The 24620-nt window shown below is 73.5% G+C and carries 20 protein-coding genes; 9 read left to right on the forward strand and 11 right to left on the reverse strand.

Going from position 1 to position 24620, the window contains the following annotated elements:
• The first annotated feature begins 2 nt into the window (after nucleotides 1–2).
• Nucleotides 3–3350, forward strand: coding sequence for a thiol reductant ABC exporter subunit CydD (cydD, locus tag DAE25_RS09095; protein WP_107765856.1), 3348 nt, complete (start codon nucleotides 3–5; stop codon nucleotides 3348–3350).
• Here cydD and DAE25_RS09100 read toward each other — a convergent pair.
• The 3 genes from DAE25_RS09100 to dapA are packed head-to-tail and all read right to left on the reverse strand — an operon-like array spanning nucleotide 3310 to nucleotide 7732.
• Entirely contained in the window at nucleotides 3310–5139 is a 1830-nt protein-coding gene (locus DAE25_RS09100) for a sensor histidine kinase (RefSeq protein ID WP_159083653.1), read from the reverse strand. The genes cydD and DAE25_RS09100 overlap by 41 nt on opposite strands.
• A 2-nt stretch (nucleotides 5140–5141) precedes the next feature.
• The gene (locus DAE25_RS09105) at nucleotides 5142–6833 is read right to left on the reverse strand and encodes a ribonuclease J (RefSeq protein WP_056888820.1); all 1692 of its coding nucleotides are present in this window, start codon (nucleotides 6831–6833) and stop codon (nucleotides 5142–5144) included.
• A gap of 8 nt (nucleotides 6834–6841) precedes the next feature.
• The gene (gene dapA / locus DAE25_RS09110; RefSeq protein ID WP_107765858.1) at nucleotides 6842–7732 is read right to left on the reverse strand and encodes a 4-hydroxy-tetrahydrodipicolinate synthase; all 891 of its coding nucleotides are present in this window, start codon (nucleotides 7730–7732) and stop codon (nucleotides 6842–6844) included.
• A 165-nt stretch (nucleotides 7733–7897) separates the two neighbouring features.
• Here dapA and DAE25_RS09115 point away from each other — a divergent pair, with 165 nt between their 5' ends.
• Nucleotides 7898–8158: a hypothetical protein gene (locus tag DAE25_RS09115; protein ID WP_107765859.1), complete on the forward strand. Its 261-nt coding sequence runs from the start codon at nucleotides 7898–7900 to the stop codon at nucleotides 8156–8158.
• Nucleotides 8159–8166: 8 nt separating this feature from the next.
• Complete coding sequence (locus DAE25_RS09120) at nucleotides 8167–8499, forward strand: TfoX/Sxy family protein (RefSeq protein WP_107765860.1); 333 nt, start codon at nucleotides 8167–8169, stop codon at nucleotides 8497–8499.
• Here the strand turns inward: DAE25_RS09120 and DAE25_RS09125 are convergent.
• The 3 genes from DAE25_RS09125 to DAE25_RS09135 are packed head-to-tail and all read right to left on the reverse strand — an operon-like array spanning nucleotide 8472 to nucleotide 10623.
• Nucleotides 8472–9002 carry a dihydrofolate reductase gene (locus DAE25_RS09125; protein ID WP_107765861.1) on the reverse strand — a complete coding sequence of 177 codons (531 nt, stop codon included), beginning with the start codon at nucleotides 9000–9002 and terminating at the stop codon, nucleotides 8472–8474. The genes DAE25_RS09120 and DAE25_RS09125 overlap by 28 nt on opposite strands.
• Nucleotides 8992–9786 (reverse strand): thymidylate synthase, encoded by a 795-nt coding sequence (locus DAE25_RS09130; protein ID WP_107765862.1) that lies wholly within the window; start codon nucleotides 9784–9786, stop codon nucleotides 8992–8994. The genes DAE25_RS09125 and DAE25_RS09130 overlap by 11 nt, the downstream gene beginning before the upstream one ends.
• Nucleotides 9787–9795: 9 nt before the next feature.
• A complete protein-coding gene (locus tag DAE25_RS09135) occupies nucleotides 9796–10623 on the reverse strand; it encodes a PhzF family phenazine biosynthesis protein (protein WP_107765863.1) in 828 nt (275 codons plus the stop codon).
• A gap of 111 nt (nucleotides 10624–10734) precedes the next feature.
• Between DAE25_RS09135 and DAE25_RS09140 the strand changes: the two genes are divergently transcribed.
• Both DAE25_RS09140 and DAE25_RS09145 read left to right on the forward strand, forming a co-directional pair.
• Nucleotides 10735–11070, forward strand: a complete 336-nt coding sequence (locus DAE25_RS09140) for an ArsR/SmtB family transcription factor (protein WP_107765864.1) — start codon at nucleotides 10735–10737, stop codon at nucleotides 11068–11070.
• A gap of 41 nt (nucleotides 11071–11111) precedes the next feature.
• Nucleotides 11112–12767, forward strand: a complete 1656-nt coding sequence (locus DAE25_RS09145; protein WP_234410936.1) for a SulP family inorganic anion transporter — start codon at nucleotides 11112–11114, stop codon at nucleotides 12765–12767.
• Here the strand turns inward: DAE25_RS09145 and DAE25_RS09150 are convergent.
• Genes DAE25_RS09150 through gcvT form a run of 4 tightly spaced genes read right to left on the reverse strand, consistent with a single transcriptional unit; the run spans nucleotide 12730 to nucleotide 15637 of the window.
• Nucleotides 12730–13449 (reverse strand): hypothetical protein, encoded by a 720-nt coding sequence (locus DAE25_RS09150; RefSeq protein WP_107765865.1) that lies wholly within the window; start codon nucleotides 13447–13449, stop codon nucleotides 12730–12732. The two genes, DAE25_RS09145 and DAE25_RS09150, sit on opposite strands and share 38 nt — an antisense overlap.
• Nucleotides 13450–13494: 45 nt before the next feature.
• On the reverse strand, nucleotides 13495–14265 hold the full coding sequence (locus tag DAE25_RS09155) for a class I SAM-dependent methyltransferase (protein WP_107765866.1): 771 nt from the start codon (nucleotides 14263–14265) through the stop codon (nucleotides 13495–13497).
• Nucleotides 14266–14276: 11 nt separating this feature from the next.
• Nucleotides 14277–14528, reverse strand: a complete 252-nt coding sequence (locus DAE25_RS09160) for a hypothetical protein (protein ID WP_107765867.1) — start codon at nucleotides 14526–14528, stop codon at nucleotides 14277–14279.
• Nucleotides 14528–15637: a glycine cleavage system aminomethyltransferase GcvT gene (gene gcvT / locus DAE25_RS09165; RefSeq protein ID WP_107765868.1), complete on the reverse strand. Its 1110-nt coding sequence runs from the start codon at nucleotides 15635–15637 to the stop codon at nucleotides 14528–14530. The genes DAE25_RS09160 and gcvT overlap by 1 nt, the downstream gene beginning before the upstream one ends.
• Before the next feature lie 54 nt (nucleotides 15638–15691).
• Here gcvT and DAE25_RS09170 point away from each other — a divergent pair, with 54 nt between their 5' ends.
• Complete coding sequence (locus tag DAE25_RS09170) at nucleotides 15692–17215, forward strand: leucyl aminopeptidase (RefSeq protein WP_107765869.1); 1524 nt, start codon at nucleotides 15692–15694, stop codon at nucleotides 17213–17215.
• On the opposite strand, the gene DAE25_RS09175 is transcribed toward DAE25_RS09170, so the two are convergent.
• Entirely contained in the window at nucleotides 17212–17571 is a 360-nt protein-coding gene (locus DAE25_RS09175; RefSeq protein ID WP_107765870.1) for a hypothetical protein, read from the reverse strand. The genes DAE25_RS09170 and DAE25_RS09175 overlap by 4 nt on opposite strands.
• A 102-nt stretch (nucleotides 17572–17673) precedes the next feature.
• Here DAE25_RS09175 and lpdA point away from each other — a divergent pair, with 102 nt between their 5' ends.
• From lpdA to DAE25_RS09190, 3 genes are all read left to right on the forward strand, one after another.
• Nucleotides 17674–19050 carry a dihydrolipoyl dehydrogenase gene (gene lpdA, locus DAE25_RS09180; protein ID WP_234410937.1) on the forward strand — a complete coding sequence of 459 codons (1377 nt, stop codon included), beginning with the start codon at nucleotides 17674–17676 and terminating at the stop codon, nucleotides 19048–19050.
• A 43-nt stretch (nucleotides 19051–19093) separates the two neighbouring features.
• Nucleotides 19094–20974 carry a 2-oxoglutarate dehydrogenase, E2 component, dihydrolipoamide succinyltransferase gene (sucB, locus tag DAE25_RS09185; RefSeq protein WP_107765872.1) on the forward strand — a complete coding sequence of 627 codons (1881 nt, stop codon included), beginning with the start codon at nucleotides 19094–19096 and terminating at the stop codon, nucleotides 20972–20974.
• Nucleotides 20975–21098: 124 nt separating this feature from the next.
• Nucleotides 21099–24614, forward strand: coding sequence for an ATP-binding cassette domain-containing protein (locus DAE25_RS09190; protein WP_407669345.1), 3516 nt, complete (start codon nucleotides 21099–21101; stop codon nucleotides 24612–24614).
• Nucleotides 24615–24620 lie beyond the last annotated feature (6 nt).

Consider the following 24620-nt stretch of genomic DNA (forward strand, 5'->3'; position numbering starts at 1 on the left):
CGGTGCGCCCGCTCGACCCGCTGGTCCTCCCCCACCTGCTGCCGGCCCGCCGGCCGCTGGCCGTCCTGGTCGGCGCCGGCGTGGCCGGGGGGCTGCTGACCATCGCCCAGGCGGTGGCGATCGGGGCACTCGTGGTGGAGCTGGTCGACGACCCCGCGGGCGGGGCGTGGCACGGCGCCGCGCTCGCGCTGCTCGTGGTGGTCGGCCTGCGGACGCTCGTCGACCACCTGGGCGAGCTCGCGTCCGCGCGGGCCGCCGCCCGGGTGTCGTCCACCCTGCGTCGCCGCCTCCTCGACGCGGCCACGCAGCGCCCCGGGTCCGACGGGCCGGACCCGGACGACCTGGTCCTGCTGGCCACCCGCGGGGCGACCAGCGTCGAGCCGTACGTCACCCGCTACCTGCCCGCGATGGTCCTCGCGGCGACCCTGCCGGCCCTGACCGTGATCGCCATCTGGTCGCTCGACTGGCTGTCGGGCCTCATCGTTCTGCTGACGCTCCCGCTCGTCCCCGTCTTCGCCGCCCTCGTCGGCATGACCACGCGCGACCGGGCGGCCACCCAGTGGCGCGAGCTCGGCGTCCTGTCGGGCCACTTCCTCGACGTCGTCCGCGGGCTGCCGACCCTGGTCGCGCACCGCAGGGCCGAGGCCCAGGTGGAGCGCATCGGCGCCGTCACCGAGCGCTACCGGCGGGCCACCGTGGACACGCTCCGCCTCGCCTTCGCCTCCTCGAGCGTGCTCGAGCTGGTCGCCACCCTCTCGGTCGCCCTGGTCGCGGTCAGCGTCGGCCTCCGCCTGGCCGACGCCACGATCGGCTTCGAGACCGCCCTGGTCGTCCTGCTGCTCGCTCCCGAGGCCTACTGGCCGCTGCGCCGCGTCGGCGCCGAGTTCCACGCCGCGGCCGAGGGCACGGCCGCGCTGACCGGGGCCAGCGAGGCCCTGGCCGCCCTCGAGGACGGGCCCACCGGCGACCGGGTCCCGGACTCGACCACCCTGCGCCTCGACGACCTCGCGCCCGGGCACCCAGGAGCGCCGCAGGCCCTGACCCGACCGCTCGCCCTGGACCTCCCCGACCGCGGGCTGGTCGCGGTCGCCGGTCCGAGCGGGTGCGGCAAGTCGACCCTGCTGCAGACCGTGCGCGGCGAGCTGACGGCGTACGACGGACGCGTGCTGGTCGGTGGTGTCGACCTGGCCGACGTCGACCCGGCCTGGTGGCGCCGCCAGGTGGCGTGGCTCCCCCAGCGCCCGTGGCTGGCCGCGACCACGGTGCGCGACAACCTGCGCCTGGGGTACCCCGCCGCCAGCGACGGGACGCTCCGGCGTGCGCTGGCCGCCGTGGAGCTCGACGACGTCGTGGCCGCCCACCCCGACGGGCTCGACCGCGTCCTCGGCGAGGACGGTGCCGGCCTGTCGGCGGGCCAGCGGGCGCGGCTGGCCATGGCACGGGTGCTGGTCGCGGAGCGGCCCGTGGTGCTGCTCGACGAGCCGACCGCGCACCTCGACGAGGCGACCGAGCGTGTCCTGCTGACCGCCATGAGGACCCTGGCGGACCACGCGCTGGTCGTCGTGGTGGCCCACCGCCCGCAGGTCCTGGCCGCCGCCGACCGGGTGGTCGAGCTGCTCCCCCGGGCCACCGAGCCCGCACCCGCGATCGCGGTGAGCGCGCCTCCCACCCCTCCCGCCGCGGCCGAGCCGGACGACGTACCGCTGCCCGCCGCCTGGTCCGGGCCTCTGGCCACCCTGCTCGGCGTGCTCTCCACCGCGTCGGGGGTGGCCCTCACGGCCACCGCGGCCTGGCTCATCACCCGCGCCAGCGAGCACCCCCCGGTCCTGGTGCTCATGGTGGCGATCGTGGGCGTGCGCACCTTCGGCATCGCCCGGCCGGTGCTGCGGCACGCCGAGCGGCTGCTCTCCCACGACGTCGCCCTGCACGAGCTCGCGGAGCGGCGCACCGCGGTGTACGCCGCGCTCGTGCCGCTCGTCCCGGGCGCCCTCCGGGTGGCCGGGCCGCGACGCGGCGACCTGCTCACCTCCGTGGTCGACGACGTCGACTCGCTGCTGGACGCCAGGCTGCGGGTGCGCCAGCCCGTCGTCACCGCGCTGGCCGTCGGGCTGCTGGCCGTCGCGCTGGCCTGGTGGTGGGCGCCCCAGGCCGGGGCCGTCCTCGGCCTCCTCGTCGCCGTCGGCGCCCTCGCCGGGCTGCTCGGACGTCGCGGGGCCCGGGTCGCGGAGCCGGCCCACCTCCGGCATCGCGCCCGGGTGTCGGAGCTGGTGGAGGAGGTGGTCACCGCCCGCGACGAGCTGCGTCAGTGGCAGGCGGCTCCCGAGGCCCTGGCCGCCGTCGACGCCGAGGGCGACGCCCTCGAGCGAGCCGTGCGCCGCTCGGTCCGTGGGGTGGCCACGGGCCACGCCGCCGTCCGGCTGGCCACCGGCGCGGCCGTCGTCGCCGTCGCGACCGTGGTGCCGGCGGGTGCGGTCTCCCCCGCGACGCTCGCCCTGCTCGTGCTCCTGCCCGTCGCCCTCGGCGAGGTGCTGGCGCCGCTGGCCGACGCGGGGGCACTCTCGGTCCGCACCGACGCGGCCCGCGACCGGCTGGACCGGCTGGCCTCGCTGGCGCCGCTCGTCGAGGACCCGGCCGTCCCGGCCCCGCTGTCCCCGGGCCCGCTGGTCCTGGACGGCGTCAGCGCCGGCTGGGGGCCGGAGCCCTGCCTGCACGAGGTGGACCTCTCCCTGCGCCCCGGTGAGCGGGTGGGGGTCTGCGGGCCGTCCGGCAGCGGCAAGTCGACCCTCGCGGCGCTGCTGGTGCGACACCTCGACCCCTCCACTGGCACGGTGCGGGTCGGCGGCCGCGACCTGCGCGACTCGCGCCTGGACGACGTGCGCGGGCACGTCGGCCTGGCGTCCGACGACCCGCACGTCTTCGCCTCCAGCGTCTGCGAGAACGTCCGCCTGGCCCGGCCGGACGCCACCGACGCCGAGGTGGCCGACGCCCTCGGACGTGCCCGCCTGGGGGCGTGGGTGGCGTCGCTTCCCCACGGCATGCACACTCTCGTGGGCAGCGCCGGGATCGCCGTGTCGGGCGGCGAGCGGGCGAGGATCGGCGTGGCCCGGGCGCTGCTGGCCGACGCCGCGGTGCTGGTCCTCGACGAGCCGACGGCCCACCTCGACACGGCGACCGCACGCGAGGTGGCCGACGTGCTGCTGGCGGCGCGGCCGGACCGGACGGTCGTGTGGATCACCCACGGCACGGTCGGGCTCGACCTGGTCGACGAGGTCGTCCAGCTGGACGCGCCCGAGGTCGGCGGGTCCGGGGTCAGGGAGTCCGGTGTGGGGCGCGTGGCAGCGCCAGCGTGAAGGTACTGCCCTCGCCGACGACCGACTCGACCTCGATCCGGCCCCCGTGCGACTCCACGATGCGCCGCGAGATGGCCAGTCCGAGGCCGGTGCCCGGGATGGACAGCGCCTCCGGGTTGCTGGAGCGGTGGAACGCCGAGAACAGGTGCACCTGGTCGGCCTCCGAGATGCCCAGTCCCGAGTCGCGGACCGTGACGCGCACCTCGTGGTCGTCGCAGGCCACCTCGATCCGGACGGTCCCCCCGGGGCGGGTGTACTTGACCGCGTTGCTGACCAGGTTGTCCACCACCAGCGACAGGTCCTCGGGATCGCCGCTGACGCTGACCTGCTCGCAGCAGACGACCAGCTCGATGCCCACCCTCCCCGTGTCGGCGAGGTGGGCGACGAGGTCGATGGCGGCCCGGCAGCACTCGATGACGTCGACGTCGACCCGCACGGCGGCCCGTCTGTCCTGCACGCGCGAGTAGTCGAGGAGGTTCTGCACGAGGCGGTTGAGGCGCTCGGCGTTGCGGGTGATCGCCTCGACCGAGCGGTGCTCGTGCAGCTCCCCGAGCAGCTCGGCGTGGCCGATGATGGTGGTGAGCGGGGTCTTGAGCTCGTGGCTGATGGTGGTGATCAGCTCCCCCTTGTAGCGGTCGAGCTCGCGCAGCTCGGAGACCAGGCGCTGCTCGGTCTCGAGCAGCCGGGCGCTGTGCACGCTGCGGCCGAGCTCGCGGGCGATCTCGGCGATGGCGTCGAGCTCCGAGGCGCGGAGCGGCCCGCGGCTGCCCGGGAAGCCGATGACGACGTAGCCGAGCAGGGACAGCGCGACGCCCATGGGCATCACGACCACCTGGAAGGCTCCGACCGACGTCATCATCTGCTGGAGCTTGGGGAGGCTGGAGGGGAGCCGGTCGCACGACTCGTCGCTGATGTGCACGACCACCGGGTCGGCACTCGGCCACAGCTCCGACAGGTCGGCGCGCAGGGTCACGACCCCGGCACCCGTCGGGCTGGGTCGCGGGTGGCCGGCCGCCACGCCGTTGGCGCGGTCCTCGTCGGGGTAGCAGCGGATCCAGACCTGGGTGGCGCCCAGGCCGCGCTGGACGGCCCGGCAGGCGTCGGAGAGGATCGCCTCGATCCCGGGCTGGCTGCCGGCCTGCGCCACCTCCTTGACCGTCGACCCGAGGCGCACCTGCTCGGCCAGCCGCTCGCGCTGCTGGGCGTTGCTGAGGGCCAACCCCGCCTGCACCACGAACATCTCCAGCAGCTCGCGCTCGTGGATCGACGGGATCCGGTTGCCGGTGGGCAGGTCGACCGCCATGTTGCCGAGCAGCCCGCCGGTCGCGGAGTAGAGCGGGGCGTAGAGCGCGTCCTCCGGGTGCCAGGCCATCGGGTCGTCGTCCGGCTCGAAGTCGGGGATCCACGCCGCCGTGAGCCGGGCGTTGTCCATCCGGCCGTGCGGGACGAAGCGCAGGATGCCCCACCGGTCGGCCTGCCTGAACTCGTCCAGGATCTCCGCCGCCGGCGTCCGGCGGCCGAGGACCTGGCGTCGTACGTCGTCGGGGCCGGCCACCGCGGTCATCACCAGGGTGTCGCCCTCGAGGCGCGCGATGGCGGCCACGCCGTAGCCGAGGACCTCGCAGACCCCGTGGACGATCTCCTCGAGGACCTCGGCGGTGTCGGTGGAGGAGTTGACCCGGCGGACGAGCTCGGAGAGGCGCTGGAGGGCGGGCGCGGGCGCCGCCTCGTCCGGCCCCGCCGCTCCCACCGGGGCCACGGGGGCCTCCGGCGCCTCCTCCGCCGTCACGGCTAGGCCTCGATCACGACCGGGATGATCATCGGGCGGCGACGGTGGGCCTTGTTGACCCACCGGCCGACGACGCGACGTACGGTCTGCTGCAGCTGGTAGGAGTCGACCGTCCCGTCGGCGACGGCCTTGTCGATCGCGTCGATGATGCCCGGCTTGATGGCGTCGAAGATCGAGTCGTCCTCGGCGAAGCCGCGCGCGTGGATCTCCGGGCCGCCGGCGACCTTGCCGGTGACCATGTCCACGACCACGATGACCGAGATGAAGCCCTCCTCGCCGAGGATCCGGCGGTCCTTGAGGGACGACTCGGTGATGTCGCCGATGGACGAGCCGTCGACGAAGACGTAGCCGCAGTCGACCTTGCCGGCGATCTTGGCGACACCGTCGACGAGGTCGACGACCACGCCGTCCTCGGCCATCACGACGCGCTCGCGCGGCACCCCGGTGGCGACAGCCAGGTCGGCGTTGGCCCGCATGTGGCGGATCTCGCCGTGGATCGGCAGCACGTTGCGCGGCTTGACGATGTTGTAGCAGTAGAGCAGCTCGCCGGCGCTGGCGTGGCCACTGACGTGCACGAGGGCGTTGCCCTTGTGGACCACGTTGGCGCCCCAGCGGGACAGTCCGTTGATGACCCGGTAGACGGCGTTCTCGTTGCCGGGGATGAGCGAGCTGGCCAGGACGACGGTGTCGCCCTCCTCGAGGTGCACGAAGGCGTGGCTGCGCTGGGCGATCCGGCTCAGGGCGCTCAGCGGCTCGCCCTGCGAGCCGGTGGAGATCAGCACCTGGCGCTCGGGCGGCAGGTCGGCCAGCTCCTTGGCGTCGACCAGCACGCCTGCGGGCACGTGGAGGTAGCCGAGGTCCTTGGCGATGGCCATGTTGCGGACCATCGAGCGACCGACGTAGGCGATCTTGCGGTTGTTGGCGACGGCCGCGTCGATGACCTGCTGGACGCGGTGCACGTGAGAGGCGAAGCAGGCCACGATGATGCGCTGGGCCGACTTGTGGAACACGCGGTCCAGGATCGGCGCGATGTCCTTCTCGGACGTCGTGAAGCCGGGGACCTCGGCGTTGGTCGAGTCGGTCATGAAGAGGTCGACGCCCTCGTCACCGAGGCGGGCGAACTCGTTGAGGTCGGTGATGCGGCCATCCAGCGGCAGCTGGTCCATCTTGAAGTCGCCCGTGTGCAGCACGACGCCGGCGCCGGTGCGGATGACGACCGCGAGCGCGTCGGGGATGGAGTGGTTGACCGCGACGAACTCGAGCACGAACGGCCCGAACGTGATGGTCTCCCCCTCCTTGACCACGTGGTGCACGGTCTCCTTGAGGCGGTGCTCGCGCAGCTTGGACCCCAGCAGGGCCAGGGTCAGCTCGGAGCCCACCAGCGGGATGTCGCCGCGCTCGCGCAGGAGGTAGGGCGTGGCGCCGATGTGGTCCTCGTGGCCGTGGGTGAGCACGAGGGCCTCGATCTTGTCGAGGCGGCCACGGATCGAGTCGAAGTCGGGGAGGATCAGGTCGACGCCGGGGTGGTGGTCCTCGGGGAACAGGACGCCGCAGTCGACGATCAGCAGCCGGTCGTCGTACTCGAAGACGGTCATGTTGCGACCGACCTCGCCGAGGCCGCCGAGCGGGGTGACCCGCAGCGCCCCTTCGGCCAGCGGGGCAGGCGTGGAAAGCTCGGGATGGGGGTGGCTCAAGGTTCTCCTCAGATCAGGTCGGACGCGGCGAGCCCGGCACGCAGTGCCGCGACCTCGTCGTCGTCGAGCGGAACGAGCGGTCCGCGCACGTTCCGGTTGTCGAGCACGCCGAGCAGCTGCAGCGCAGCCTTGGCGGTCGTGGCTCCGTAGTTGGGGACGCCCATGACGGCGTCGAAGGCCGGCAGCAGCCGGGTGTACGTCGCGAGGGCGGCGTCGATGTCGCCCCCGAGGAAGGCGTCGATCATCTGCTTGAGCTCGTCACCGGCCGCGTGGCCGACGACGCTGACCAGGCCGCAGCCGCCGCTGCTCAGGATGCCGAGGGTGTTGGCGTCGTCGCCGCTGTAGACGGCGTAGCCGAGCTGGACCAGGCGGGCGGTGCGTGCCAGGTCTCCGCAGGCGTCCTTGACGCTGTTGACCGTCGTGATCTCGAGCGCGCGCTCGAAGGTGTCGAACGAGATCGTGGTGGCGGCACGTCCGGGCACGTCGTAGAGCATCACCGGGACGTCGGTGGCCTCGGCGACGCTGCGGAAGTGGTGCAGCACGCCGGCCTGGCTGGGCTTGTTGTAGTAGGGCGTGACCAGCAGCAGCCCGTCGACGCCGATCTTGGCGGCCTGCTCGGCCAGCTCAACGGAGTGGGCGGTGGCGTTGGTGCCCACGCCGGCGATGACGGTGCCGCGGTCCCCCACGGCGTCCTTCACGGCCTGCAGGATGCGTCCGTCCTCGGCCACCGTGGTGGTCGGCGACTCGCCGGTGGTGCCGCTGACGACGACGCCGTCGTGGCCGTGGTCGAGGAGGTGGACGGCGATGGCGGCCGTGCCCTCCAGATCGACCTCCCCGTCGTCGGTGAATGCCGTCGCCATCGCGGTCAACAGGCGGCCGAACGGTGCTGCGGAGGTCATGGGGTCAGGCTACCGCGAAGGTGCCGCGACCACGGCGATCGCCACGTCGCACTGCACGCCCCGGCAGCGTCGGCGTCCCGGTGTGGCGAACGCGACCACGTCCCGCAGGGGTGTCGTGCCAGCGTTGTCGGTGGGTGCGCCTACTGTCGGGAGGGTGAGTAGCCGATGAGCAAGATGGACAACCTCCGCGCGATGCGTGAGGCCAAGTTCGACGCCAACGCCAAGCGCGCCGCGTCTCCCGGTGCGGGCGCGCCCAAGCGCCCCGCCCCGGTCGCCCCACCTGCCGCCTCCGCTCCCGCGTCCTCCGCGCCTGCGGTCGAGGCGCCGGGCGAGACCGACGAGGCGCTCTGCGGCCACCGCAACATGAGTGGGCGCACCTGCACCCGTGAGGCCGGGCACTCGGCCAAGAGCCACCGCTACTCCTGACCCGGGTCATGGCCTACGACGAAGCCCTCGCGGCGCGGGTGCGTGACGAGCTCGGGGGCGAGCCGGGTGTGACGGAGCGGAAGATGTTCGGCGGGCTCGGGTTCATGGTCGACGGCCACATGGCGGTCGCGGCGGGCAGCACCGGCGACCTGATGGTCCGCGCCGACCCGGCCGCCGGTGAGCAGTGGCTCGAGGAAGAGGGCGTCCGGCCGATGGAGATGCGCGGGCGCCCGATGACGGGCTGGCTGCTGGTCTCGACCGCGACGCTCGACGACGACGCGGCGCTGGCCATGTGGGTGGAGCGGGGCGCGACCTACGCCCGGTCGCTCCCGCCGAAGTAGGCCGGCGACGACCTCTCCCACCAGACCCAGTCGAGCCCGAGGTCGGGCCGCGCGACGCGGCGTACCTCTCGCCACTCGTCGAGCGGGAAGACCGGGTAGGCCGCGTCCCCGGACGGCGAGAGGTGGATCTCGGTGAGCACCTGATGGGTCGCGACCGGAAGCGCCAGCTCGTAGACCTGTCCCCCGCCGACGACGTACGCCGCGAGGTCGAGGTCGGCGGCGAGCGCCAGGGCTGCCTCGAGGCTGTGGACGACGTGCACGCCCTCGAAGCCCGGGTCGAAGTCGTCGGACCGGGTCAGCACGATCGTGGTCCGACCCGGCAGCGGTCGTCCGATCGAGTCCCAGGTCGCCCGGCCCATGATCAGCCCGCCGCCCATGGTCACGGCCTTGAAGTGGGCGAAGTCCTCGCTGATCCGCCACGGGATCGCGCCGGCGTCGCCGATGACCCGGTTGTCGGCGTACGCCGCGACCAACGTGACCCGGGCCGCGGCCTCAGACGGCAACGGGCGCCTTGATGGCGGGGTGCGGGTCGTAGCCCTCGAGCGTGATGTGCTCGAGGTCGAAGCCGTCGATGGTCGTCACGGACGGGTCGAGGGTGAGCGTCGGCAGCGGGCGCGGCTCGCGGGTGAGCTGCAGGCGCGCCTGCTCGACGTGGTTGGAGTAGAGGTGCGCGTCGCCGATCGTGTGCACGAAGTCGCCCACCTCGAGCCCGGTCACCTGGGCGACCATGTGGGTGAGCAGGGCGTACGACGCGATGTTGAACGGCACGCCGAGGAAGACGTCGCCGCTGCGCTGGTAGAGCTGGCAGGAGAGCTTGCCGTTCGCGACGTAGAACTGGATGAGCGTGTGGCACGGCGGGAGTGCCATGTCGGGCACGTCGGCGACGTTCCACGCGCTGATGATGTGGCGGCGGCTGTCGGGGTTGGTGCGGATCTGCTCGATCACCTGGGCGACCTGGTCGACGTGCCGGCCGTCCGGAGTCGGCCACGAGCGCCACTGGTATCCGTAGATGGGACCGAGGTCGCCGTCCGCGTCGGCCCACTCGTCCCAGATGGAGATGCCGCGGTCGTGCAGCCACTTCACGTTGGTGTCTCCGCGCAGGAACCACAGCAGCTCGCCGAAGATGCTGCGCGTGTGCACCTTCTTGGTGGTGACCAGCGGGAAGCCCTCCGAGAGGTCGTAGCGCGTCTGGTGGCCGAAGACGGAGAGCGTCCCGGTCCCTGTGCGATCGTCCTTGGCCACCCCGTCGTCGAGCAGGCGCTGGAGGAGGTCGAGGTAGGACTGCATGCCCTCAGGCTAGTCGCCGAGGTCGACCTCGCCCACGATGCGGGAGACGGTGTCGCCGGCCACCCAGACCGCGTCCCCCTCGCGGGACACGTGCACCCTCCCGGCCCGTCCCATCGCGGTGCCCTGGGCGGCGACGTACGCCGACGGCAGCGCGCCGCCGGCCAGCCACTGGCCGACCCCGGCGTTGAGGGAGCCGGTGACCGGGTCCTCGGTGACGCCCAGCGCCGGGCACATGGCCCGCACCTCGCACGCGGTGTCGCCGCCGTCGCGCGGACCGACGACCCCGATGTCCATCCCCCCGAACTCGTGCCACGCCGGCTCGAGCGCGAGCACCGCCTCCGCGGACTCCAGCAGCACCCCGACCCAGCCGGGACCGTTGTCGATCCAGGCACTGTCGAGGACGTCGTCGCGACCGATCCGCAGCGCGCGCACGATCCGGTCCAGGTCCTCCTCGGACACCGGGCCGCTGCGGACCAGCGGCGGCGCCTCGAAGGCGAGCCGCTCGCCGCGGCGTACGGTCACGAGACCCGCGGCGCACTCCTGCACCACCACGCCGTCGGTGGCCGGCACTCCCCCGGCCTCGAGCCAGGCGTGCGCCGTGCCGAGGGTCGGGTGGCCGGCGAACGGCAGCTCGACGTCCGGCGTCAGGATCCGCACCCGGTAGTCGGCGGCGGGATCGGTCGGCGCGAGCAGGAACGTCGTCTCGCTGAGGTTGGTCCACCGCGCGAAGGCGCGCATCTGCTCGTCGGTCAGGCCGTCGGCGTCGTGGACGACGGCGACCGGGTTGCCGAGCATCGGCAGGTGGGAGAAGACGTCGACCTGGCGGAAGGGGCGCATGGCATCACGCTAGCGAGTGACTCCGACATGAAGACCTGTTCATGTCGTGTAGTCTTCACGTAGCCCCGAGCCCGGGGTCGACAGCAGAGGAGCCGGCATGCAGGTGCGTCCGTGAGCGTCCCGTTGTACGAGGCGAAGGCCGAGTTCTTCAAGACCCTCGGGCACCCGGCACGCATCCGGATCCTGGAGCTGCTGTCCGAGCGCGACCACGCCGTGCACGAGCTCCTCGAGCGGATCGCCATCGAGCCCAGCAACCTGTCCCAGCAGCTGGCCGTCCTGCGCCGCGCGCGTCTCGTGGTGTCCCGACGCCAGGGCGGTGAGGTCACCTACTCGGTGAGCGCCCCGGAGGTCCGCGACCTGCTGCTGGCCGCGCGTCGCATCCTGTCCGGTCTCGTCCTGGTCGACGACGAGCCGGCGGCCGACCGGTCCCCGAACCGACCCCGGTGAGGGGCTGGCTGCTCACGTCGGTCTCACGCACCGCCAGGCTGGTGCCGCGGAGGTCCGACTGGACGCACGCCCGTGTCGGCCGCGACCTCAGCGCCGGCCTGATGGTCGGGCTCATCGCGCTGCCGCTGGCCCTCGGCTTCGGCGTGAGCTCGGGCATGGGCGCCGGTGCCGGCCTGGTCACGGCGATCGTGGCCGGCGCGGTGGCGGCCGTGTTCGGCGGGAGCAGGGTCCAGGTGAGCGGCCCCACCGGTGCCATGACCGTCGTCCTGGTCCCGATCATCGCGGCGTACGGGCCCGACGGGGTGCTGGTCGTCGGCCTGCTCGCCGGCGTGATCCTCATCGGCCTCGGGTACGTCGGCGCGGGCCGGTTCATCCGCTACGTGCCGGTGCCCGTGGTCGAGGGCTTCACGGTGGGGATCGCGGTCATCATCGCGCTCCAGCAGCTCCCGGCCGCCCTCGGCTCGGAGGTGCACGCCGAGAAGGTGCTCGTGCTCGCCTGGCTGGCCGTGCAGGCGTGGGCGACCGCCCCGGTCTGGACCCCCGTCGCCATGGCCGTCGCGGTGGTCGCCGGGATCCTCGCCCTGTCCCGGATCCGACCCGGACTGCCCGGGTCGTTGCTCGCCGTGGTCGTCGCCACCGCCGCCAACACGTGGCTGGACCTCGGAGCCGCCACCATCGGCCGGATCCCCAGCGGGATCCCGAGCCCGTCCCTGCCCGACGTCGCGTTCGGCGACCTCGACGCCCTGCTCCTGCCGGCCGTGGCGGTGGCGGCCCTGGCCGCACTGGAGAGCCTGCTGTCGGCGACGGTGGCCGACGCCATGAGCGTCGGACAGCGCCACGACTCGGACCGCGAGCTCGTCGGCCAGGGGCTGGCCAACCTCGCCGCCCCGTTGTTCGGCGGGATCCCGGCCACCGCGGCCATCGCCCGCACCGCCGTCAACGTCCGGTCGGGGGCCACCTCCCGGTGGGCCGCGCTCACCCACGCCGTCTTCCTGCTGCTCGTGGTGCTGCTGGCGGCGCGCTGGGTCTCCGAGATCCCGCTCGCGGCCCTGGCCGGGGTGCTGGTCGCCACCGCCGTGCACATGGTGCGGGTCTCCAGCCTGCGCGCCCTGGCCCGCTCGACCCGCGGCGACGCGGCCGTGCTGGCCGTCACGGCCGTCGCCACCGTCCTCGTCGACCTGGTGACCGCAGTCCTCCTGGGACTGGTCGTCGCCGGCTTCGTGGCCCTGCGCCAGACGGCCGCCACCGCCCGCCTCGACGAGATCCCCCTGGACGCGGGCGACCACACCGCCGAGGAGCAGTCGCTGCTCGACCAGCAGATCGTCGCCTTCCGCATCGACGGTCCGCTGTTCTTCGCCGCCGCCCACGACTTCCTCCTCGAGCTCGCCGAGGTCAGCAACGTCCGGGTCGTCGTCCTGCGGATGTCCCGCGTCACCACGATCGACGCCACCGGGGCGCACGTGCTGGCCGACACGATCAACCGCCTCGAGGGACGCGGCGTGACCGTGCTCCTCTCCGGGGTCCAGCCCCAGCACGAGCAGGTCCTCCGGGAGCTCGGCGTCCACGACCGGCTCGCGCACGAGCGGCACCTGTTCGACGACACCCCCAGCGCCATCGCCCATGCCCGGGTGCACGCCGCGCGCACCGAGCACGACCCCCTCAGCGGAGCCGCGCCCCCGGCTCCACCAGCCGCGTGACGCAGCTGTAGGGCGTGCACAGGAGGAAGACCCGCCGCCCCGTCTCGGAGAGCCGCACGTAGGTGCCCGCCTCCGGGTTGGAGCTGAGCATCTCCACGAGGTGGAGCGTCGTGTCACTGGGACCGTCCACCGACTGCAGGATCCGGTCGTTGGGGTCGATCGGCGGGATGTTGTCGGTGGTGTCGCTGCCGAAGTCCACGCTCCCGGAGTACGCCGACAGGTCACCGTCCGCGTCGACGCGCTGCACCTCGCCGTCGCGTCGCACGATCACGCCGTCCCCGTCGGCCACGAAGGGACCGAGGTCCGGCAGCGTCACCCGCACCTCGGCGAGGTGGAGGTCGGTGCCGTCGTACCACGGCACCGGCAGCGGGTTGGGCTCCTCCGCGACGGCCGGCGGCTGGGGCCGCAGCGACCAGAGCACCCCCGCCAGGACGACCAGGAGCAGCACCCCCACGGCCCTCAAGGCGATCCGTCGGCGGCGAGGCCGGTCCAGCTCGAGCTCGACCTGGTCGCGCACCCGGGCCTCGACGTCGTCCTCGCGCTCGAGCCGGCGCCAGCCCCGCCGGCACCGGGCCAGGGCGCGGTCCACCGCGGCCTCCACGACCGGGCCGCCGCCGCGCTCCTCGACCAGCAGGTCGCGACGCGCCGCGACGAACGCGTCGTATCCCTCGTCCGTCGGCATCCGCACCTCCAGCGAGCGTTCGGCGCGGGTCGCGCGGCGGATGGGTCAGGCGGTGGCGTGGGCCATCGCGGCGCGGACGGTGAAGACCAGGTCCTCGCCGTCGCGCCAGGGCGTCGCGGCCTCGGCGAAGGCTGCTCGCATGTGCTCCTGCACGTCGGTCGACTGGGCGGCCCACGCGACGCCGAAGTTGCCCACCGTCGTCACCCCGGCCCAGAAGTCGTCCGGTCGCACCCGCCAGTCCCACTCGGTGGTGCCGACCTCGGCCACGTCGAGCCCGGCCTCCGCGAGGAGGCCGCCCAGGCCCTCCGGCGAGCGCTCGAAGTCCAGCTCCGGGGCCAGCCGCGGCATGGTGGGACGCGCTGCGCCGGCGTCGTCCAGCAGGGCGTTCCACAGCGTCGCCTGCGGCGGCGGGAACGCCGGCCAGATGCTCGCCACGACGTGCCCACCGGCACGCGTCACGGGGGCGATCCCCCGGGCCGCGGCACGCGGGTCGTCGACGTGGTTGAGGACGAAGTTGGCGACGACGGCGTCGAAGGAGGCGTCGTCGTACGGCAGGTCGGGCAGCCCGCCGGGACGCACGTCGGCGGCGGACCGCGACGTCGCGAGGGCGACCATCTGGGGGTCCGGGTCGACGGCGTGCACGACGTGGCCGGCTGCCACGAGCGAGGCGGCGACGTGCCCCGAGCCGCAGCCGACGTCCAGCACCCGGGAGCCGGGAGGGACACGGTCCAGCAGCGTCCCGGTCGTGCCCGCGCAGAGCGTCGCGAAGGACCGGTCGTACGTCGCTGCGACGTCGGTCCAGAGGGCCTCGGCCATCGAGCGGGTCCTCAGGCGTGCAGCGACATCGGCCCGTAGACCTGCCGCTCGTGCTCGAAGAGCGTCACCGCGTCCACGCCGGCCTCGGCGAGGTCGGCGTACACCTCCCCCACCCACGACTCGGCGTCGGCCTGCGACGCGAAGCGCTGGTCGGCGTGCTCGGGGGCCTCCACCGTGGCGCCGTTGGCGTCCTCGAGGCGCCACCACCAGGGGCGCTCGGCGGCGTTGGGCTGGCGGAACGTCGGGGGCTGTCCGGGCAGCATCAGGACTCCCTCACCGACGTGTCGACGAACGGCGGCCTGGTCAGCCGGAAGATCTCGCGGCGCCCGCGCACGTCGACGCCGACCTCCGCGTCCTCGGCCACCATGGTCGGGATCAGCGCCAGGCCGATGCCCTTCTTGAGGGTCGGGGAGAACGTGCCGGAGGTGATGTCGGCGAGCGGCACGTCCTGGGTCAGGGTGACGCCCATGCCGGGACGCGGGATGCCACGGCCGACGGCCACGAGGCCGCGGAGCCGGCGCTTCGGGCCGGCCTCCTTCTCGGCCACGAGGGCGTCCTTGCCCCAGAAGGCGTCCTTCTTCCAGCCGACCGCCCAGCCGAGGCCGGCCTGCACCGGGGTCACGTCGAGGCTGATGTCCTGGCCGTGCAGCGGGTAGCCCATCTCGGTGCGCAGGGTGTCGCGCGAGCCCAGGCCGCACGGGAGGATGCCGTGCTCGGCACCGGCCGCGAGGATCGCGTCCCACAGTCCGCGCGCGCCGTCGTTGGCGACGATCAGCTCGTAGCCGCGCTCGCCGGTGTAGCCGGTGCGGCAGACCACGACGTCGGCACCCTCGAAGGGCGCCTCGACGAAGGACATGTAGTCGTGCCCGGTGGGCAGGCCGACGGACTCGAGGACCTCGTCGGACCGGGGTCCCTGCACGGCCAGCACGGCGTAGTCGCGGTGGTGGTCCGTGATGGTCACGCCCTCGGGCGCGGCGGCCAGCAGGCGGCGTACGACCTCGGCAGTGTTGGCGGCGTTGGGGACGAGGAGCACGTGCTCGTCGTCCTGGTAGTAGGCGATGAGGTCGTCGACGATGCCGCCGGTCCGCTCGTCGCAGCACAGCGTGTACTGCGCCTTGCCGGGCGGGAGCTTGCGCAGGTCGTTGGAGAGGGTCGCGTTGACGAAGTCGGCGGCACCCGTCCCGGTGATCATCACCTTGCCGAGGTGGCTCACGTCGAAGACGCCGACCGCCTCGCGGACGGCGGTGTGCTCCTTGACCACGCCGGAGGGGTATTCGAGGGGCATCGACCAGCCGCCGAACTCGGCGAGCTTGGCGCCCAGGGCGACGTGTGCCTCGTGGAGGGGCGACTGCGTCAGGGTCTGCTCGGACATGCTCGGAAACCTACCGCAGCGCGAGGTGTCGGACGCCTCGCCTAGCATGCCCGGGTGACGACGACGTACACGCTTCGCAGCGCCAGCCCCGCCAAGACCCGCGCCGACGCCGTGGTGGTGGGCGTCCTGTCCACCGACAAGGGCCCGGTCCTCTGCGAGGAGGCCGCCGAGGTCGGTGAGGCGTGGGGACGCAAGCTGCGCCCGCTGCTGTCGTCGCTCGGCGTCACGGGTCGCGCCGGCGAGAGCGTCAAGATGCCGACCGCCGGCGTCGTCCGGACCCCGCTGCTCGTGCTGGTCGGTCTCGGCCCGGCCGCCGCCGACGGCTCGGTCACCCCCACCGCCGTACGCCGCGCCGCCGGTGTCGCCGCGCGGAGCGTGCCCAACGCCGCGTCGGTCGCCCTGGCCCTCCCGGCCGGCTCCCCGGAGCTCGTCGCGGCCGCCACCGAGGGGCACCTGCTCGGCGGCTACACCTTCACCCGCCACAAGTCCGGCGACACCGAGGACACCACGGCCGGCGAGGTCGTCGTGCTGAGCCCGGTCGCCCGCAAGGCCGAGGCGATCACCGCCTTCGAGGAGGCGCAGGTCGTCGCCGGGGCCGTGATCACCTGCCGCGACTGGGTCAACGAGCCCCCCGGCCACCTCACCCCGCCCGCCTTCGCCGACGCCGTCACCGCGGCGCACCGCGAGCTGACCAAGGGTCGCGGCGCCCCCAAGGTCACCCTGGAGGTCCTCGACGACAAGCAGCTCGCCGAGCTCGGCTTCGGCGGCACGCTCGCCGTCGGCAACAGCTCCGACGCCAAGCCCCGACTGGTCCGGCTGACGTGGGCGCCCAAGGGTGCGTCACGGCACCTCGCGCTCGTCGGCAAGGGCATCACCTTCGACTCCGGCGGGCTCACCATCAAGCCGTCCAGCAGCATGGTCGGGATGAAGGGAGACATGGCCGGTGCAGCCGCCGTGATCGCGGCGACCTTCGCCATCGCCCGCCTCGGCCTCCCGGTCAAGGTCACGACCTACGCCCCCATGGCCGAGAACATGGTCTCCGGCACCTCGATGCGTCCCGGCGACGTCGTCACGATGTACGGCGGCACGACCGTCGAGATCGCCAACACCGACGCCGAGGGCCGGATGCTGCTCGGCGACGCGCTCCAGCTGGCCAGCGAGCAGGAGCCCGACGTCGTCGTCGACATCGCCACCCTGACCGGCCACCTCCAGATCGCCCTCGGCGACCGGGTCGGTGCCGTGCTCGGCACCGACGAGTCCGTCCGGGCGGTGCTCGACGCCGGCGCGGTCGCGGGCGAGCAGCTGTGGCCGATGCCGATTCCCGAGGAGATGAAGGAGCGGGTCACCTCGTCCAAGGTCGCCGACCTGCTCCAGCACGACTGGGTGCGCTGGGGCGGCGGCCTCTACGCCTCGGCGTTCCTGCGCGAGTTCACCGGCGGGCTGCCGTGGGCGCACATGGACATCGCGGGCAACGAGATCAACGGCGGCGGCCCTTACGGCCACGTGCCGTCCGGCGCGACCGGCTTCGGCGTGACGACGCTCGTCGCCTACGCCCGCAGCCTCGCCGCGTCCGACTAGAGGCCGCCGGCCTTCTTGCGGCTGTTGTAGTCGCGCATCCGCTGCGGGATGCCGACGACGGCGGCGTCGTACGACGGCACCTGGTGCTTGTTGGCGAAGTCGTGCGCCCACTTGACGCTCGGCACCCGCCGGCGCGTCCACTCCCCGTCGTGGGCGACCAGGAGCAGCGTCACGTCACTGACGGCGGTGCGCGGCTCGACGAATCCCTCGACCCCCCGGTGGGTGGTGACGAAGTCGCTCAGGTGGGTGACGTCGTGCCCGTCGGCGGCGCGGACCCTGGTCGATCCGGTCCGCGTCGCATCACTGGCAGGACGTCGCGTGCGGCCGGAGCGACGGAATCGGTCGAAGAGTCCCATGCCGACATTCTGCCCGCCCGCGCGAAGTGACCCGGTGTGGACAGGCTCACGAAGAGTGCAAAGATGGGGCCCGATCCATCGGGAGAGAGCGGAAGGCATCAGGTGGCGGAGGGCGACTTCGACGTACTCATCCTCGGGGCGGGCTCGGGCGGATACGCCTGTGCGCTCCGGGCGGCGCAGCTCGGGCTGACGGTGGGGCTGGTCGAGAAGGGCAATCTCGGGGGCACCTGCCTCCACGTGGGCTGCATCCCGACCAAGGCGCTGCTGCACGCCGCCGAGGTCGCCGACTCGGCCCGCGAGGCCTCGCAGTTCGGCGTCCACGCGACGCTCGACGGCATCGACATGACCGGCGTCAACGCCTACAAGGACAAGGTCGTCGGCCGGCTCTTCAAGGGCCTCACCGGACTCATCAAGTCGCGCGGCATCACCGTGATCGAGGGCGAGGGCCGGCTCACCGGACCGCGCACCGTCACCGTCGGCGACACCGCCTACACGGGCCGCCACGTCGTGCTCGCCTCCGGCTCCTACTCCAAGTCCCTGCCCGGGCTCGAGGTCGACGGGGAGCGGGTGCTCACCTCCGAGCACGCCCTGCGCCTCGACCGCGTGCCCGCGTCGGTGATCGTGCTCGGCGGCGGCGTCATCGGCTGCGAGTTCGCCAGCGTGTGGGCCAGCTTCGGCTCCCAGGTCACCATCGTCGAGGCACTCCCCCGGCTCGTCGCGGTCGAGGACGAGGCGTCCTCCAAGGCCCTCGAGCGGGCCTTCCGCAAGCGCAAGATCGACTTCCGCACCGGCACGCCCTTCCAGAGCGTCAAGCACACCGACACCGGCGTGGCCATGACCGTCGAGGGCGGCGACGTCATCGAGGCCGAGCTGCTGCTGGTCGCGGTCGGTCGCGGCCCCTCCACCCAGGGGCTCGGCTACGAGGAGCAGGGCGTCGCCATGGAGCGCGGCTTCGTGCTCGCCGACGAGCGCTGCCGCACCAACGTCGACGGCGTCTACGCCGTGGGCGACATCGTCCCCGGCCTCCAGCTCGCGCACCGCGGCTTCCAGCAGGGCATCTTCGTCGCGGAGGACATCGCGGGCCTGGACCCACGCCCGATCGACGAGGCCGGCATCCCGCGGGTCACCTACTCGCACCCCGAGATCGCGTCGGTGGGCCTCGACGAGGCGACCGCGCGAGAGCAGTACGGCGACGAGGTCACCACCATCACCTACGACCTCGGCGGCAACGGCAAGAGCCAGATCCTGGGCACCTCCGGGTTCGTCAAGCTCATCAGCCGCACCGACGGTCCCGTGCTCGGCGTCCACATGGTCGGCGACCGCGTCGGCGAGCTCATCGGTGAGGCGCAGCTGATCTACAACTGGGAGGCCCACGCCGACGACGTCGCCCCGTTGGTGCACGCCCACCCCACGCAGAACGAAGCGCTCGGCGAGGCCCACCTGGCCCTCGCCGGCAAGGCGCTGCACGCCCACTCCTGACCCAGACCCACCTACCCCACGTCAACGCGAGCGAAGGAATCCCATGGCCTCCGAAGTCACCCTCCCCGCCCTCGGTGAGTCCGTCACCGAAGGCACCGTCACCCGCTGGCTCAAGCAGGTCGGCGACTCCGTAGCGGTCGACGAGCCGCTGCTCGAGGTCTCCACCGACAAGGTCGACACCGAGATCCCGTCGCCGGTCGCGGGCACGCTGCTCGAGATCAAGGCCAACGAGGACGACACCGTCGAGGTCGGCGCCGTGCTGGCCGTCGTCGGCGAGGAGGGCGAGTCCGGCGGCGACGCCGACGACACCGCCGAGCCCGAGGCCGAGCCGAAGGACGAGCAGGAGGCCGAGAAGAAGGCCGAGCAGGAGGAGGAGATCGTCGAGGAGAAGGGCGAGCTGCCCGCCGGCGACGAGACCCCCGAGGCCGACAAGTCCGACTCCGACTCCGAGGAGAAGCCTGCCGCCGAGAAGTCCGACGGCGGCTCCTCCGGTGGCGGCTCCAGCACCTCCGTGACCCTGCCCGCGCTCGGTGAGTCCGTCACCGAGGGCACTGTGACCCGCTGGCTCAAGAAGGTCGGCGACGAGGTCGCGGTCGACGAGCCCCTGCTCGAGGTCTCCACCGACAAGGTCGACACCGAGATCCCCTCCCCGGTCGCGGGCACGCTGCTCGAGATCAAGGTCGAGGAGGACGAGACCGTCGAGGTAGGCGCCGAGCTCGCCACCATCGGCTCCGGCGACGCCGCTGGGTCGGGGTCGTCGTCCGAGGACACGTCGGAGGACAAGGCCGAGGAGAAGACCGAGGAGCCCGCCGCCGAGGAGAAGGCCGAGGAGCCGGCGCCCGCCGAGGAGAAGTCCGCTCCCGCGGAGGAGAAGCAGCCCGAGCCCGAGGCGAAGCAGCCGGCCCAGGAGCAGCCCGCCGCGCAGGAGCAGCCGAAGCAGGAGGCAGCACCCGCCGCCGCCCCGTCCCGCAGTGACGACCAGAGCGCGTACGTCACCCCGCTCGTGCGCAAGATGGCCTCCCAGCACGGGGTCGACCTGGCCGCCGTGACCGGCACCGGCGTCGGTGGCCGGATCCGCAAGCAGGACGTCCTCGACGCCGCCGCTGCCGCCCAGCAGCAGGCCCAGCAGCCCGCCGCCCCGGCCGCGGCTCCGGCCGCCGCCGCGGCGCCGGCAGCGGGCGGGTCCTCCGCCCCGGCGGGCACCCCGTCGCCGCTGCGCGGCACCACCGAGAAGATGTCGCGCCTGCGCAAGATCATCGCCGAGCGCATGGTCGACTCGCTGCAGACGTCGGCGCAGCTCACCCAGGTGGTGGAGGTCGACGTGACCACCATCGCCCGCCTGCGCGATCGGGTGAAGGCCGACTTCCTGGCCCGCGAGGGCGTCAAGCTGAGCTACCTGCCGTTCTTCGCCAAGGCGGCGATCGACACGCTCAAGCAGCACCCCAAGCTCAACGCGACGATCGACACCGACAAGGGCGAGGTGACCTACTTCGACCGCGAGAACATCGCGTTCGCAGTGGACACCGAGAAGGGCCTGCTGACCCCGGTCGTCAAGGACGCCGGTGACCTCTCCATCGCCGGGATCGCCAAGAAGATCGCCGACGTGGCCGAGCGCACCCGCACCAACAAGATCGGTCCCGACGAGCTCTCCGGGGGCACCTTCACGATCACCAACCTCGGCAGCTTCGGGGCGCTCTTCGACACCCCGATCGTCAACAAGCCGCAGGTCGCGATCCTCGGCCCCGGTGCCGTGGTCAAGCGCCCCGTCGTGATCGACGACGCCAACCTCGGCGAGACGATCGCGGTGCGGCACATGGTCTACCTGTCGCTGTCCTACGACCACCGCCTGGTCGACGGCGCCGACGCCGGCCGCTTCCTGCGCGACGTCAAGGCGCGTCTCGAGTCGGGCCAGTTCGAGGTCTGACCCGACCCGCCCCACCCCGCGTCACCACGGACGCCCCGCCCATCCCGGGCGGGGCGTCCGTCGTCCTCCACCGGCGTAATTCACGCGCGCGGTGTCGGTGCCGACACCTACGGTGGTGCCTACCGTGAGCACCTTGGACACCTCTTCCGCACCCGCCCGCACCGAGCCGACGCCGTCGCCCGACCCGGGGCCGGGTCGCGTCCCCGTCGACTGGCGGCGACTGCGCCAGCCGTTGTCGGTCTTCTGCTTCTCGCTGTCCTTCATCGGGGCGATCGGCACCTCGCTGGGCTCGGTGGCGGCCGGCCGCCTGGCCGAGGAGCCGACGGAGCGCCTCGCGGTGCTGCTGGCGATCTGCGTCGTGGGCGCGGCGCTGGTGGACACGGTCGCCAAGACGATCTGGGCAGGCATCGTCGACCGGGCCGAGGGCAGGCTGCGCTCCGACCTGCTCGACGCCGCGATGTCCCAGCCGCTGGCCGACCTGACCGAGCAGGCAGTCGGCGAGGTGCTCGACCGCATCGACGACGACACCTGGGAGGTCGGCCAGCTGCTCCGGTGGGGCGTCTGGATGGCGGCCCGCACGCTCCTCGCGTCCGGGCCCCTGTGGGTCGTCGCGACCCTCACCTGGTGGCCGGCGTTCTTCCTGTTCCCGCTCACGGCGGTCGCCGCCGTCCTCGTCGTACGCCGCCTGCTGCCGCTCGTCTCCCAGCGCAAGGTCGTCGAGGAGGCCGCCTGGACCGACCACGCCGCCGCCACCGAGGAGGGGGTGGCCGCGCGCGACGACCTGCGCACCAGCCTCGGCCAGGCCTTCGTCCTGCGCCGCAACGCGCGGGTGGCCGCCGCGGTGCACACCGCGCTCGACGCGGTGCTCGCGGTGGAGGCCCGGATCACCCGGCGCAGCGGCACCCTGCTCGCCGGTGTGCTGGCCGGCACCGGAGTCCTCGGCATCGCCCTGGCCTTCCGCGGCGACCTGTCCACGGCCGCCCTGGTGACCCTCTTCCTGGTGACCACCCAGTTCGTGGGCCAGGTCGACATGCTGGCCCGGCACCTGCCCGACCTCCAGGAGGGCTTCGGCGCGGTGCTGAGGCTGCGCGGGATGCTCGCGTCCCGGGCCGAGCCGACCGGCGGACTGCCGCTGCCCGCCGGTCCGCTCGACGTCGAGTTCCGCGACCTGCACTTCTCCTACGACGCGGGCTCCTTCGCCCTGCAAGACGTCGACCTCCTCGTGCCGGCCGGCCACACCTGCGCGCTCGTCGGACGCACCGGCTCGGGCAAGTCGACGCTGGCGTCCCTGCTGTCCAGGGCCGCCGAGCCGGAGCCCGGCACCGTCCTGCTGGGCGGCACCGACGTCCTGGACCTCGACCTCCAGGCGCTGCGCGCAGCCGTCGGCGTGGTCACCCAGCGCACCGAGATCCTCGCGGGCAGCCTGGCGGACAACATCACGCTCTTCGGTGACCACCCCCGCGAGGTCGTCGAGGCCGCGGTGTCCGAGCTCGGCCTCACCGACTGGGTCGCCGGCCTGCCCGAGGGCCTCGACACCACCCTCGGCCCCGGCGGCACCAGCCTGTCCGCGGGCGAGGAGCAGCTGGTGGCCTTCGCGCGGCTGCTCGTGCGTGACGTGCGCGTCGTGGTGCTCGACGAGGCGACCGCCCGGATGGACCCGGTCACGGAGGCGCGGGTCGTCCGCGCCGCCGACCGCCTCATCTCGGGGCGCACCGGCATCCTGGTCGCGCACCGCCTCTCCACCACCCGGCGTGCCGAGCAGGTCGCCGTGCTCGAGTCGGGGCGCGTCGTCCAGCGCGGGCCGCGCGAGCGGCTGGCGGTGGAGGACGGCCCGTTCCGGGCGCTGCTGCGCGCGTCGGCCCACGAGCCGGTCGTGGAGGAGCACCACCACGACGCCAGCTCCATCGGCTCCGTGCGCCGCTCGACGACTCCCCCGCCGGCCCCGGTGGTCGCGCCGCCTCCCAGCCTCACCCGGGCGACGTGGAGCGCGCTGATGATCGAGCCGCGCTGGGGCCTGCTCGGCATGGGGCTCTTCCTCCTCTCCGCCCTCACCGGCGCCTTCGGCGCGCTGACCGGGTGGGTGTGGGGACTCGCCGTCACCGAGCTCCAGGACGGCCAGCTCCCGACCGGTCCCACCGTCGCACTGGTGGCGTCGCTGCTCGTCAGCCCACTGCTGCTGTCGCAGGCGTTCCGCACCTACCCGCGCTGGTGGATCTCCGTGCGGTTGCGCGTGCGGCTGGCCGTGCTGCACGGCCAGACCGAGCAGCACCGGCTGGAGCGCACGCCCCCCGGTGAGGTCGTCGCCCGCACCATGGACGCCGACCGCCTCGCCCGCTACGCCGACCGCTGGGTCGACTTCATCACCGGCCTCGTCATCGTCGCGGTCACCGCCGCCATCGCCGGCAGCTGGCTGGCCGGCGCGGTGCTGCTGGCCGTGATGGTCGCGTCGGCGGGGGCCTCGACCCTGGGCCGCCGGGTCGCCGGTCGCTCCGCGGCCGCCGCGTCGACCGCGCGGGCCGGCTTCGGCCGCTCGCTGGTCTCGGCGCTGGAGTCGGTGCGCACCGTCAAGCTCGCGGCGGCGACCCCCTCGGTGCACCAGCACCTGCGCCAGGTCGACGCCGGCCGCGTGGATGCCGCCGTCCGCGAGCACCGCGTCCAGGCCCTCCTCGAGGGCGTGCCGGTCGTCATGGTGCAGTGCGGCGTCGTCGCCGCCTGGGTGGGCCTGCTCACCGGCCGGTGGGAGCTCGCGACCGCCCTCCTGGTGGCCAACGCCGTGAGCGGCTTCGACTGGTTCGGCCGGGTGGCGGGCTCGGTCGTGACCGAGGCGCCCGGCGTCCGTGCCTGGTTGAACGCCACCAGCGCGCTCGCCGGCGGTGGTGACCTCATGCACCTACCTCCCGGGGTCGACATGGTGACGGGCTCCGCGCCGGCACCGGTCCGGCCCGAGCGCGACCCGCTGCGCGAGCTCACCCTGAGCGGGTTCTCCGCGATCCACGACGACGGCACCCTCGGGGTCCGCGACGTCGACCTCACCGTGCGGTCCGGAGAGCTCGTGCTCCTGCTGGGACAGGTCGGCTCCGGCAAGTCGAGCCTGCTGTCGGCGCTCGCCGGGTTGGTGAGCAGCACCGGCGAGGTCCGATGGAACGGCGACCCCGTCCGCGACCCGCAGGTCCAGCTGCGTCCCTCCCGGGTCTCGCACGTCGCCCAGGTCCCGCGCGTGCTCTCGGGGTCGTTCACCGGCAACGTCGCCCTCGACCACGAGGGCCGCGACGTCGGGCCGGCGATCGCCATGGCACGCCTCGGGCGGGACGTGGACGAGGCCGGCGGGCCCGACTCCCTCGTCGGGCACCGCGGCGTACGCCTCTCCGGTGGTCAGGTGCAGCGCCTCGCGCTGGCCCGGGCGCTGGCGTGCGACGCCGACCTGCTGCTCGCCGACGACGTCTCGTCGGCGCTCGACGCGACGACCGAGGTCGAGCTCTGGGCGTCCCTGCGCGAGGGCGGGGCGACCGTCGTCGGCGCGACGAGCAAGGCGGCGGCACTGGCGCAGGCCGACCGGGTCGTGGTGCTGGTCGACGGACGCGTCGACGACGAGGGCCCGTGGTCGGAGCTCGCGTCGCGGTGGTCGCACCTCGCCGGGTGATGCCGT

The organism is Nocardioides terrigena (genome assembly GCF_003047265.1).
Classification (GTDB): Bacteria; Actinomycetota; Actinomycetes; order Propionibacteriales; family Nocardioidaceae; genus Nocardioides; species Nocardioides terrigena.